Here is a 12,605-nt window from a genome sequence, read left to right as displayed (position 1 = left end):
TAGAAAACAAGACGAAAGCTATGCGAAGAGTGCTTGACAGCTTTTCATTCCGCACATATACCGCCGCCATTCCTTACAGGAACAACGATTTGTCCCACCGGAAACGGCGATCATGAAGTTGTCTCTGTAAAGCGACGCGTGGCGGAGTAGCTCAGTAGGTTAGAGCAGAGGAATCATAATCCTTGTGTCGGGGGTTCGAATCCCTCCTCCGCTACCATCGCTCTCCCTCTCCAGACATTTGTACCATATTCACATAGCTTGACCGGCTATTGGTGCGCTTTATGTTGTTCGCGTCATTGTTTAACGTCGGCACGTTCATGCAAATTATCGCTCTCGATCATGTTCAACTGGCAATGCCTGAAGGTCAGGAGCAGAAAGCCCGCGATTTTTATGGCTCGATCCTCGGCTTCGTGGACGTTCCAAAGCCTGAGAATCTCGCGGCGCGTGGCGGTTGCTGGTTTGAGAAGGGAGCAATCAGGCTTCATCTGGGCGTCGAGCGCCCTTTCTCGCCCGCACGCAAGGCGCATCCTGCATTTCTGGTCGATGACCTGCACGAAATGATTGCACATCTGACGCAAGTAGGCATCGAAACTATCGTGAACGAGCCGCTGCAAGATTATGATCGTTGCTACATCCACGACCCATTCGGCAATCGTATCGAATTGATGCAGAAGATAGCCTGACGGCAATAGCCATCAGGCTATAAGTTTTAATTCGCTGCGGCAGCGATGATACGGCAAAGTCCTTCGCGTACCACCGACTTGCTAGTCGCCTGCCCCGCCTGAATACTGAAGATCGCGTCGACACGAGTGCCCTTACCCTGCGCTCGTGCCGTGACGCGCAAGGTCTGGATACGGCCCGATCCAGTCGTTTCCTGAAAAGCGTCTATGGAAGCGAGCTGCTTGTTGATCTTGATACCCGAAAACCCTTCAGCTGCGACGGCTTGTGCCAGACGCTGCAAGGCTGTCGATGATTTCACACCGGCAAAGCTTTGTGTCGAGCGATAGCTAATCGCAGTTACGAGCGGAACACCCTCGGACTTGAAATTCTGTTCGCACGAAGCGGCAAAGCCTGCCCCGGTTGTCGCAAGGGTCAACAGACCCGCAAGCAGAAACACCCGCATTCATCTCTCCCTCAACTATATTAGACAGTTGGACTATTAAATCGTGGCGGCGGTTTCGCCAACGGGAAGTTGATGGCCATGCGGCAACACTTCACTGGATTGTAGCCGGTGCAGCGACTATATCCGCCTCAGAGTCCGCTTTCCGGCGCAACGACATCAAACAGCGATCATGACCCTTTTCATCAATCAGCCTCATCCGTCCATTGATCCAGCCTCCATTGAAAAGCTGGTGGCCACTTTCTACGGACGCGCACGCGAGGATGAAGTCATCGGGCCGATCTTTGCCGCTGCAGTTCATGACTGGGATCATCACATCGCGCAGATCGCTGCATTCTGGTCGTCGGTTATTCTCAAGACCGGCAATTATGAAGGGCGTCCCATGGCGCCGCACCTCAAGCTGGCGCTGAAGAACGAACATTTCGACCGCTGGCTTGATCTTTTCGAGAAAACTGCGCGCGAAATATTCCCTCCGGAAGCCGCAATCATTTTCATTGATCGGGCTCGACGCATTGCCGACAGTTTTGAAATGGCAATCGCCACCAACACGGGCCAGATTTCCGCGCCACGGCATTCACGCCGTCCGCTTTAACCAAAATCGCACGCAACCCCTGCGCGCAATGCAACATATCTTGTCATCGAATATTTAACTATATAAGCACGTCCACAGAATAGGCGGACTGCAGTTCAGTCACGTCAACAGAAAATAAAGGCTTGTGGGAGCACAAAAGGCCAAACGCACGCTGGTGTGTTTGCGATGTCACTAATATTCGCAACATATCACTTGCATAAAGGGGCAGAATTTCGAACAGTTGCCGCAGCTTTTTTGAAAGCTCGATAGGTCGTGTATCGCGTCAACCCAGACGCGAAGTTTCGACTTGAGCGGATATGCAGGGAGTTAAACTATGAATGAATCCATTCGCGAACTTTTGGCCAAGGTCGGCGGACTACCGGGCCCGGTGATGGACATTGCCGACGATGCTGATCTTTACAGCGCAGGCCTGTCGTCTTTTGCCTCGGTACAGCTCATGCTCGGTCTGGAAGACAAGTTCGACATCGAATTTCCGGACCAGTATCTCAATCGCAAGTCTTTCGCGAGCATCAAAGCCATCGAACAGACGATTGCCCAGATTCTCAAGGACAAAGAGGCCGCATAATGAATGCCGGGGCGGGGAACAGTCTTTCAGAGCGCGTGGGCCGCGTTGCGGCCATAGCGGGTAAATTTTCCGATAGCGTCGATAAGGAAGGCCGCTTCCCGCGTGAAGCAATCGATGCGATGAAGGTCGAAGGCCTGCTTGGCATTCAGGTGCCGAGCGAATTGGGTGGCGAGAGTGCGGAAATCGACCAGATTGCGGAATTGTGCTGCGTTCTCGGCCAGTCCTGTGCGTCGAGCGCAATGATTTTCGCCATGCATCACATCAAGCTTTCGAGCCTGGTGGAGCACGGCCAGACGGTCGAATGGCACCGGGATTTCATGCGCAAAGTCGCAAAAGACCAGCTACTGCTTGCTTCGGCTACGACCGAAGGCGGCATTGGCGGCGATCTGCGCAACTCGATCTGCGCTATCGAGGTCGAAGGCGACATCTGCCGTCTGGAAAAAAATGCCACCGTCATCTCCTATGGCACCTATGCCGATGCCATTCTGATCACGTCGCGATCGCATGAAGGTGCCGCATCGTCGGATCAGGTGATGACCGTGTTCCTGAAAGACCAATACACGCTCGAAAAGACCCATGACTGGGACACGCTCGGCATGCGTGGCACCTGCTCGGAAGGCTTTGTGTTCCGTGGCGAAGCAGACAAGGTGCAGATCCTGCCGCATCCCTTCGCTGAAATCGCAGCGCAATCCATGCTGGCACAGTCGCATACGCTGTGGAGCTCGCTCTGGTATGGCATCGCCGTCGATGCGGTCAACCGGGCGCAGGCATTCGTGCGCGCCGCCGCGAAGCGCAATCCGGGCGCGCCGCAGCCGGGCGCCTTGCGCGTTGCCGAAGCATCCAACATGCTTCAGATGCTGAAGTCCGAAATCGTCGCCTGCCTCAAGACCTATCGCGAAGCAAAGCACGACCCTGACAAGCTGGCCTCCATGGGCTTTGCGATTGCGATGAACAATCTCAAGATTGCCGCATCGCAGACGATCCTTCAGATCATCAATCACGCCATGCTGGTCTGCGGCATCATGGGCTACAAGAACGGTACGCCTTTCAGCCTCGGACGCCATCTGCGCGACGCGCATTCCGCGCAGCTGATGATTTCAAACGAGCGCATCCTCGGCAATACAGCCACCATGCTGCTCATTCACAAACAGAACACCAGCCTTTTGGGATAATTGCCATGGATGCTCAGAGATCATTTCTAGACCGGCTTTTCGATTCCGGTCTCCTGATCGACACCGGCGTGGAAGGTCTATATGGACGCTCCGGCCAGTTCGAAGATGTCATCCAGGCATTTGAACGCCTGATCGACCGTACCGGAGGCAATGACGGCGCCGAAGCGATCCGCTTCCCCCCCGGCATGAACCGCGCTTTTTTCGAAAAAAGCGGCTACATGAAAAGCTTCCCACAGCTCGCTGGCACCGTGCACAGCTTCTGCGGCTGCGAGCTTGACCACGTCAATCTCATCAAATGCATGGATGAAGGCACGGACTGGACGCTGGAGCAGAAAGCGACGGATATCGTGCTGACGCCTGCCGCCTGTTATCCGCTCTATCCGACAGTCGCCAAGCGCGGACCGCTGCCGCAGAGCGGCGGGCTCTACGACCTGCAATCCTATTGCTTCCGCTATGAACCGTCGGTCGACCCTGCCCGCCAGCAGCTTTTCCGCATGCGTGAATATGTGCGCATGGGCACGGAAGCCGATGTGATGTCGTTCCGCCAGCTCTGGATCGACCGTGGCACGGAAATGATGAAGAAGGTCGAACTGCCCGTCGAAATCGACGTGGCCAACGACCCGTTCTTCGGACGTGCTGGCAAGTTGCTGGTCAACAACCAGCGCGACCAGAACCTGAAATTCGAACTGCTGATCCCGATCACCAGCGTCGAAAAGCCGACTGCCTGCATGAGCTTCAACTATCATCAGGACCAGTTCGGCGTGAAGTGGGGGCTCTCGCTTGATGACGGTGCCGTGGCACACACGGCTTGCGTCGGGTTCGGGCTGGAACGTATCGCGCTGGCGCTCTTCCATCATCACGGTCTGGATGTTGAAATATGGCCGGAAAACGTACGCAAGGAATTGTGGGGCTGATCGCGACCATGCAGGCAGTTTTTCCGAACATTGCGCCCGACCGTTACACGCCGCACGCTTTGCACGCCCAGACGCGCATCTGGCCGGAAACCAACTGCTATGTCGATCTTTGGATCGAAGTGCTGGCAACATTGGGTGCCGAACCGGAGGCCATGCTCGGCTTCACGCTGACACAGGAATTCGAGGGCGACCAGTTCACCTTCTTCAAGGTGCCGCTGGAAGACCTCGAAGCCCTTTATGGCATTCGGGCGACGGAGCTTGCGATTTTTGATCGTGTGGAAAGCCATGTCGCCGAGCAGATCGCGCGCGGACGTCTGTGCATGATCGAAATGGACAGCTACTTCATGCCGGATACACATGGCGTCAGCTACCGCACAGAACATGGCAAGACGACCATCGCGATCAACCGTATGGACGTCGAAAACCGCTCGCTCGATTATTTTCACAATGGCGGTTTCTATCACCTCGAAGGTGAGGATTTCGACGGCGTTTTCCAGCGTCATCTGACGGAAACCGACCTGCCCTTCCTGCCCTACACGGAATTTGCCAAGTTTCCAATGCATGTGCCGGATGAGGCGCATCAGCGACGCATCGCCGAAATCCTTCTGACGCGCCATTTTGCGCGCAGGCCAAAGGAAAACCCGATCCGCGCTTTTGCCAGCATGTTCCCCGCTCAGGTCGAAGCAATCGCGGAACGCCCGTTCGGCTTCTTCCATAAATATGCGTTCAACACGCTGCGCCAGCTCGGCGCGAATTTCGAACTCGCGGCAAGTCATCTCGACTGGCTCGGGCAAGGCAGGCTCTTTGCAACAGCCTCGGCAGATGCCTTGCAGATTGCAGAAATAGCAAAGGCTGTTCAGTTCCAGCTCGCCCGTGCCGTCATGCGCAAGAAATTCGACGTATTGTCCGGAACGCTACAACCGGCGGCAGATGCCTGGGATCGGATGATGGCAGCGCTTGCAGCGGAACTTGGTCGCGATGCGGCTTGAACTAAACTCGACCAGCCAACCGCTCTCGACCGGATGGCGGCTTGTCATCACCGGCCCGGATGCGGCGCAAACGCCACTTGACGCGAAGTCCGGTGAGGCGGTCAATGACGCGCCGGTGCCCGGCACAGTGGCGGAAGCTCTGGAAAAATCGGGACGTTTCGACCGAAACAATCCCGTAGCGCTCGACAATCAGGATGCTTGGTATTTCCTTGATATCAAGGAGACGCCCGGCCCCGCGACACTCCATTTTTCCGGGCTTGCTACGATTTGCGATGTCTTTTTCAATGGCAAGTTGCTGCTGCAAACCGACAGCATGTTTCTCGGCCATGATCTGCCCGTTACACTGACCGGCAAGGACGAGCTTGCCCTGTGTTTTCGCGCGCTCGCACCTCACCTCAGCCAGAAAGGCCCACGTGCCCGCTGGCGCACGCAGCTGATGAACACACAGGGCCTGCGCCTTATCCGCACGACAGCACTCGGCTATATGCCGGGCTGGTGCCCGGAAGTGCATGCCGTAGGTCCATGGCGTCCGATTTCAATCAGCCGTTCCGATGCTGAAGCCATATCCCACATCGCCATTCAGGCAAGGCTGCCCGAAACCGGTGATGGCGAACTTCAAGTCAGTTTTACCTACAGCGGCAAGGCCGAGGCACCCATTCTCCATTGCGCAGGGCAACAAATCGCCTGCGAACGCCAGACCGGCGATCAATGGGCGGCAAGGCTGATGCTTCCCAGCGTCGAACCGTGGTGGCCGCACACGCACGGCGATCCAACGCTTCACAATGTCGAACTTTCACTCGACGGCGAACTACGCCCGCTCGGGCGCACCGGCTTCCGCCGCATCGAGGTCGATCGCGGGCCGGACGGCAAGGGCTTTGCACTCAGGATCAATGGCGAGACGATTTTCTGCCGCGGCGCGGTATGGAGTTCTGCCGATGTCGTCCGCCTTCCCGGCGGACGCGACGATTACGAACCATGGCTGAAGCTCGCGCAGGAAGCGGGCATGAACATGCTGCGACTGAGCGGCATCACCGCCTATGAGACACCGGACTTTTATGCGCTTTGCGACGAGCTGGGCATCATGGTGTGGCAGGACTTCATGTTCGCCAATTTCGACTATCCGGTGAAGGACGAAGCATTTGTCACAAAAGTGCAGGCAGAAGCGTCTCAGCTTCTGGCCGCTGTCGAGCATGCGCCATCGCTGACGGTCCTTTGCGGCGGCAGCGAAATTTACCAGCAGGGCGCAATGATGGGCCTGCCGGAAGCGACCTGGAAAGGCCTGCTTACCGAGGAAATCCTGCCCGCTATTGTCGGCAAGCTTTGCCCCGATATTCCCTATGTGCCGAATTCGCCCTGTGATGGTGCCCTCCCCTTCATCAGCAACGAAGGCGTCAGCCATTATTATGGCGTCAGTGCCTATTGCCGTCCGTTGGAAGATGCGCGGCGTGCGGAAGTACGTTTTGCGACCGAATGTCTGGCCTTCTCCAACGTGCCCGAAGCACGCACGCTGAAAACCCATCTCGATGTGCCGCCGGTTCACGATCCGCGCTGGAAAGCACGTGTGCCCCGCGACCGTGGCGTATCCTGGGATTTCGAGGATGTGCGGGACGCCTATCTGGAGATGTTGTACGGTTACGATCCAGCACGACTGCGACGCGAAGATGTGGAACAATATCTCCACCTCTCCCGTGCAGTCACAGCGGAAGTGATGGAAGCGACCTTCGCCGAATGGAGACGACCGGGAAGCACCTGTTTCGGTGGCCTTCTCTGGATGTTTCAAGACCTGTTGCCCGGCGCGGGCTGGGGCATGATCGATGCGACCGGTGAACCCAAAGCGTCATGGCATGGCCTGAAACGCGCCTTCCGTCCACAGCAGGTCGCCTTGACCGACGAAGGCGTTAACGGCCTCGCGATCCATGTTTTAAACGAACGGGCCGAAACCGCTGATCTTTCGCTTGAATTAGCATGTCTGCGTGCCGGTTCGCAGCCGGTGGTTTCCGGTCGCCGCGATCTTTCGATTGCCGGTCGTTCAGCGATCACCATTGCCGCAACGGATCTGTTCGGTGCGTTCTTCGATGTCACTTACGCCTATCGTTTCGGCCCTCCGGCCCATGACGTGACCATTGCACGACTGAAGCGCAATGGCATTACGATTGCTGAGGCATTTCACTTTCCGCTCGGACGAACAAAGGCATTTCACGACGCCGCTATCGAAGTAGCTCCCGTCGAAGAGAATGGAAACTGGTTCCTCGATCTGAAAACGCCGGTTCTAGCCCAATCTGTCAGCATCGATGCAGGTGACTGGCGGACTGCCGAGAACTGGTTTCACCTTGCTCCCAACGAGGCGAAACGCATCGCCCTTATTCCGCGTAAGGCGACACCCGACAAGCCGTCTGGAGAAATCCGCATCGCCGGTTCATCACGGATCGTCTGGTTCTAATCACGTAAGGTCATTGCGCGGATCGTGTCGATATAGATTTCGCGCGAATGTTCCGGTGTGAGATTATGATCGGCATTTGGAATGATGGTGACTGACGCATTGTCGAAGCCCTTCAGGCCGGTGCCCATCTGATCGAAATAGAAATTGAAATGCTCGCGCCCGACATCCTTCTCAGCGTAAACGAGCGCCAGTGGCACCTCACGCTGCTTCAATTCGTCAAAGGCCGAATAGACTGCCCGTCCTTCCACTGTGCGGCTGCGCAGAAGCTTGCGTGCCAGCCCGCGGATACGCCCTGCAACCCCGCGCGTAAGGTTGCGCAGGATGGCACGGATATCCAGCTCACCGCGAAACAGGCGCTGGAATGTTTCGGCGCGGAGCGCGCGACTGCCGTAGTCCTCCAGCGTGCGCTTGCCTTCTCGAACTGCATCTTCGACCGAACGTCCCGGCGCCCAGTAGAATGTCTCCGGATTGACGAGGACCGCACCTGAAACGCGCTCATCTTTCAAGGCGCTGTGGAACCCCAGAAATGCACCGCTGCACCGCCCGGCGATCACTGGACGGCCCCAGTCAATGGCGTCGAGATAGTCGAGGGTTTCGGCAACATCGGCCTCTGCCCCGTTGGTGTAAAGTACCTGTTCCGGCATCCCCGGATTGGGCGGGCTGTCGCCTGCATTCGCAATATCGAAACGCAGTGACGCTATCCCTTCCCGCGCGAGCTTGCGCGCCATATCGACCGTCGTACGGCCCCATCCTACACGTCGATCATAGGCTGCGGAGAGAAACAGGACCGCCTTGCCCCGCCGCTCGCCCAAGGGGGCGCAGAGAACACCAGAAAGGCGGTTGTCGGAACCGAACGAGACAGGCGTTTCGACAAAACCGTCGCCCGTCAAAGTGCCGCCTAGTGCACTTTCATCCAGCTTGTTCCGTGCGGGCACGGAACCTGCAATACCTGCCGCCCAGTCCACAAGCCGGTCAGCGACTTCCACCGGCAGGCGCGAGATGACCGGGTTAGAAATCAGCTTGTCATAGTCGGTAAAGGCTTCAACCGTCACATCAGCGCCAAGCTTTTCCATATGCGTTGCCAGTTCGGCATCGTTCGGACGGTCCGTCCGCGCTAACAAAAGACATTGAGGCGCAGGCTTCGTCTCCAGCGACAGAAGATTGATCTTCTTCACATCGGCAGCCACTTCCGGCTGCATTGTCAGCGATGCGATGGAAACGCTGTTCTTGATCCTTTGCTCGTCTGTCAGTCCCAGATCGGCATCGACCATGCTCGACCAGACGGCCAGTTCACGCGTGTAGAACCGTCCGGAAATGACCGGCGCCAGAAGCGCCAATGCCGCGACGCCTTCGATCCGGGCCGCCGTTTGGGCAGCAATCGCTGCACCAAGGCTCTGCCCAATGATGATGACGCGGCTTGCCCCAGACAGGTCACGCGCCTTCCGGGCAGCTTCAGCAAGCGTATTGTGCCAGAGTTCCAGCCCGTTGGAAAAATCGATGTCGTCGCGTCCGTCACCTGTGCCGGGCCAATCGAAGCGGAAGGAACCTATCCCGCGCACCGCAAGTCCATCGGCGACGATGCGCCAGAATTTGCGTGTCGTGCAGAGTTCTTCCAGCCCCCAGGGGCTTGCAAAGACCACAACCGTATCGAGAGATTTGCCAACGGGCGCCTGATAAAGGCCCAGCGTGTCGCAGAAGACGACCGGACTGGCGGCAGACCGCACAGTATTTCCCGATTGTCTGAAGGATGTTTCGTTTTCCACCCTGTCGCCCATGCCCAATGCACCCCATCACAGAAATCACATCCTGCAATAATGGAAATCGCGCACGGCACCAAGGATTTATCGCATTGATTGCGACAGTTCGACCCCGCCGAGCATCAAGCGCGGCAGGGTTGCAACAGGTAGAGCCCATCTTCCAAAAGTGGAAGCTGGTCAAAAGATCGGATCAGGCCGCTGGCTTGGTCTTTTCGCCTTCCAGCAGCTTTTCGTGACGCAGCAGCATGCCGTAGAGATCCCGCGGCTCATCTGGATCGGCAAGAAGATCCAGCTTTTCGTAGAAGCCGGTGTCCTTCAGCTTGTCACGCACATAGCGTAGAGCCGAAAAATCCTCTGTCGCAAAGCCGACCGAATCGAACAGCGTAATCTGGCGGGCATCGTTGCGTCCGGCGATCTTGCCGGTGATGACTTCCCAAAGCTCCTTGACCGGATAATCTTCTGGCAGCTGCTGGATTTCGCCTTCGATGCGGGTCTGCGGCGGATATTCGACGAAGATGTCGGAACGACGCAGAATATCGCCGTGCAGTTCCGTCTTGCCGGGGCAATCGCCGCCAACCGCATTGATGTGCACACCAGCGCCAACCATGTTGTCGGTCAGGATCGTCGCATTGGCCTTGTCAGCGGTCACGGTCGTGATGATGTCCGCACCCTCGACAGCCTCTTCGACTGTCTTGCAGGCAACGATGTTGAAACCGGCGCCCTGCAGGTTGCGCATGCACTTGGCAGTCGCTTCCGGATCAAGGTCGTAGAGACGCAGCTTGTCGACGCCGAGCAGCGCCTTGAAAGCCAGCGCCTGGAATTCACTCTGCGCGCCATTGCCGATGATGGCCATCGTGCTGGAATTCTTCGGGGCCAGATGCTTTGCAGCAACTGCCGAAGTCGCGGCAGTGCGCAGTGCGGTGAGGATGGTCATTTCGGTCAGCAGCATCGGATAGCCGCTGCCCACATCGGCAAGAACGCCGAATGCCGTAACGGTCTGGAGACCTTCACGCGTGTTCTTCGGGTGGCCATTCACATATTTGAAGCCGTAGAGCGTACCGTCGCTCGTCGGCATCAGCTCAATCACGCCTTCCTTCGAGTGCGAAGCCACACGCGGCGTCTTATCGAAGTTTTCCCAGCGGCGGAAATCTTCTTCGACATAGTCGGCGAGTTCCTTGAGGAAGGTTTCCACGCCAACGGACAGCACCAGCTTCATCATATGATCGACGCTGACGAAGGGGACGATATTGAGGTTTGGTTGGGTCATTATTGCTCCTTGAGCGCATCCCGAAAAGTGCGAAGCGGTTTTCGGAACAAGATGCGCGTAATACAAATAGCTTGAGCATTCTACCACCGGATGAACCCATCCGGCGCTTTACGAATGCGGCCTCCTGATTTCAGTAATTGATGGTTGGGCGATCCATGACGCTGCGGCCCAGCAAGCTCGCCATCAGGTCGACCATCACAGTAGCGGTACGTCCGCGTTCATCGAGAAACGGGTTCAGCTCGACGAGATCAAGGCTCGTCACCAGATCGCTGTCATGCAGCATTTCCATGATGAGATGCGCTTCACGGAAGGTCGCACCGCCCGGAACCGTGGTGCCGACAGCGGGCGCAATCGACGGCTCAAGGAAATCGACATCGAGGCTGACGTGCAGAAGGCCGTTTTCGTCCTTCACGCGCTGCAGGAAGCGGCGCAACAGGGCTGCCACACCATGCTCATCGATGAGGCGCATGTCATAGACGGCAACTTCGGTCTGCTTGATCGCAGTACGTTCTGCCAGATCAACACTGCGAATACCCATCATGCAAACATTGGCGGGATCAATCGGTGCTGCCAGAGCCGGGAAATAACCCTCAAAGCCCTTTTGTCCCGTGTAATAGGCAACAGGCGTGCCATGCAGATTGCCGCTGCCCGTCGTTTCCAGAGTATGGAAATCCGTATGCGCATCCAGCCACAGCACAAATTGCTTGCGACCCTTTTCAGCGGCACGACGTGCGATGCCCGGAACGGTACCTGCTGCGAGCAGATGATCCCCGCCGAGGAAGATCGGAAAACCCTCTTCGCTTTCACGATAAGCGGCTTCACTAATTGCTTCAATCCAGGCAACAGCCTGCGGCAAAGCCTTGATTACAGGATTGGGATGAGTCAGCGGGCGCAGTTCAGCCGGGGCCAAATTGCCGAGATCGGTAAACTCGTGGCCGAGCTCGCGAATTGCATCCGCAATACCAGCGGCACGATAACCGTCGGGGCCCATATTGCAGCCCAGACGACCTGTGCCTTCTTGAACCGGCAATCCCAAAATCTTGCAATGCATAAAGTGCTACTCCAGAGAAATTATTGTCATAGATTGACCATTTACGCTTGGCGATGTGAAGCAACCGGATTGGCAATTTTAACGGTTTGGTTTATCAGAATGTCGGATTGGCTTTTCAAAATGGAGAAAACATGGACGATCTGGATGAAAAGCTGATTACGCTTTTGCGCCACAATGGACGACGCAGCATTTCGGATATTGCAATCGATCTCGGCGTTTCGCGAGCCACCGTGCGAGCGCGCATGGAGCGCCTGGAAAATTCCGGTGACATCATCGGCTATACAGTGATCCTGCGGTCCGATGCGGTCGATCTGCCGGTACGCGGTATCATGATGATCGAAATCGAAGGCAATGTCGCCGACCGTGTCGTGAAGGCGCTTGGCGGTTTTTCGGAAGTTTCAGCCGTCCACACCACCAATGGCCGTTTCGACCTTGTGGTGGAACTGGGCGCTGCCACGCTCACCGATTTTGATGCCGTGTTGCGTCGCATCAGGCTGGTGCCGGGCATCAAGGCCAGCGAAACCAATCTTCTGCTGGCAACGCCGCGATCAACGCGCGCGCGTCTTTAATAAAAAAAGCCCGGCAATTCGCCGAGCTTTTTTATTTTATGATTAAGTGTCTGAATCAAAAAGCGGCAGGTCGTGGCGAAAATGGTGATTTTCGAGTACCGAAGCGGAGTGTACTTTTGGGTACATGAGCATCGGAACGCAGACAAATTGCCAATTGCAGACCGGCATG

Annotated in this window: 12 protein-coding genes and 1 tRNA gene; 9 read left to right on the top strand and 4 right to left on the bottom strand. The window is 56.7% G+C overall.

What is annotated here, in order from left to right:
* Positions 1 to 140 precede the first annotated feature (140 nt).
* Positions 141 to 217, top strand: a tRNA-Met gene (locus HWX93_RS05425).
* Between the two features lie 100 nt (positions 218 to 317).
* Positions 318 to 683: a VOC family protein gene (locus HWX93_RS05420; RefSeq protein WP_176036764.1), complete on the top strand. Its 366-nt coding sequence runs from the start codon at positions 318 to 320 to the stop codon at positions 681 to 683.
* A gap of 26 nt (positions 684 to 709) precedes the next feature.
* On the opposite strand, the gene HWX93_RS05415 is transcribed toward HWX93_RS05420, so the two are convergent.
* Positions 710 to 1,123, bottom strand: coding sequence for a hypothetical protein (locus HWX93_RS05415; protein WP_176036763.1), 414 nt, complete (start codon positions 1,121 to 1,123; stop codon positions 710 to 712).
* Between the two features lie 169 nt (positions 1,124 to 1,292).
* Here HWX93_RS05415 and HWX93_RS05410 point away from each other — a divergent pair, with 169 nt between their 5' ends.
* From HWX93_RS05410 to HWX93_RS05385, 6 genes are all read left to right on the top strand, one after another.
* Positions 1,293 to 1,712, top strand: coding sequence for a group III truncated hemoglobin (locus tag HWX93_RS05410; protein WP_176036762.1), 420 nt, complete (start codon positions 1,293 to 1,295; stop codon positions 1,710 to 1,712).
* Between the two features lie 313 nt (positions 1,713 to 2,025).
* The gene (locus HWX93_RS05405) at positions 2,026 to 2,277 is read left to right on the top strand and encodes an acyl carrier protein (RefSeq protein WP_109987284.1); all 252 of its coding nucleotides are present in this window, start codon (positions 2,026 to 2,028) and stop codon (positions 2,275 to 2,277) included.
* On the top strand, positions 2,277 to 3,449 hold the full coding sequence (locus HWX93_RS05400) for an acyl-CoA dehydrogenase family protein (protein WP_176036761.1): 1,173 nt from the start codon (positions 2,277 to 2,279) through the stop codon (positions 3,447 to 3,449). Before HWX93_RS05405 ends, HWX93_RS05400 begins: the two co-directional genes overlap by 1 nt.
* A gap of 5 nt (positions 3,450 to 3,454) precedes the next feature.
* On the top strand, positions 3,455 to 4,363 hold the full coding sequence (locus HWX93_RS05395; protein ID WP_176036760.1) for an amino acid--[acyl-carrier-protein] ligase: 909 nt from the start codon (positions 3,455 to 3,457) through the stop codon (positions 4,361 to 4,363).
* 8 nt (positions 4,364 to 4,371) lie between these two features.
* On the top strand, positions 4,372 to 5,352 hold the full coding sequence (locus tag HWX93_RS05390; RefSeq protein WP_176036924.1) for a DUF1839 family protein: 981 nt from the start codon (positions 4,372 to 4,374) through the stop codon (positions 5,350 to 5,352).
* Positions 5,342 to 7,792, top strand: a complete 2,451-nt coding sequence (locus HWX93_RS05385; protein ID WP_176036759.1) for a glycoside hydrolase family 2 protein — start codon at positions 5,342 to 5,344, stop codon at positions 7,790 to 7,792. The genes HWX93_RS05390 and HWX93_RS05385 overlap by 11 nt, the downstream gene beginning before the upstream one ends.
* Here HWX93_RS05385 and HWX93_RS05380 read toward each other — a convergent pair.
* The 3 genes from HWX93_RS05380 to rocF all read right to left on the bottom strand — a co-directional run bounded on the left by HWX93_RS05380 (position 7,789) and on the right by rocF (position 11,867).
* A complete protein-coding gene (locus tag HWX93_RS05380; protein ID WP_235969070.1) occupies positions 7,789 to 9,516 on the bottom strand; it encodes an alpha/beta fold hydrolase in 1,728 nt (575 codons plus the stop codon). The two genes, HWX93_RS05385 and HWX93_RS05380, sit on opposite strands and share 4 nt — an antisense overlap.
* A 223-nt stretch (positions 9,517 to 9,739) precedes the next feature.
* Positions 9,740 to 10,816, bottom strand: a complete 1,077-nt coding sequence (locus HWX93_RS05375; protein ID WP_109987289.1) for an ornithine cyclodeaminase — start codon at positions 10,814 to 10,816, stop codon at positions 9,740 to 9,742.
* A gap of 130 nt (positions 10,817 to 10,946) precedes the next feature.
* Positions 10,947 to 11,867, bottom strand: a complete 921-nt coding sequence (rocF, locus tag HWX93_RS05370; RefSeq protein ID WP_176036757.1) for an arginase — start codon at positions 11,865 to 11,867, stop codon at positions 10,947 to 10,949.
* A 131-nt stretch (positions 11,868 to 11,998) separates the two neighbouring features.
* Here rocF and HWX93_RS05365 point away from each other — a divergent pair, with 131 nt between their 5' ends.
* On the top strand, positions 11,999 to 12,436 hold the full coding sequence (locus HWX93_RS05365) for an Lrp/AsnC family transcriptional regulator (RefSeq protein ID WP_061345848.1): 438 nt from the start codon (positions 11,999 to 12,001) through the stop codon (positions 12,434 to 12,436).
* The last annotated feature ends 169 nt before the right edge of the window (positions 12,437 to 12,605 follow it).

It is taken from the genome of Brucella tritici, assembly GCF_902825325.1.
Lineage (GTDB): Bacteria > Pseudomonadota > Alphaproteobacteria > Rhizobiales > Rhizobiaceae > Brucella.
Note: the sequence above shows the minus strand (reverse complement) of the source record. Positions and strands in the feature narration are given on the sequence as shown.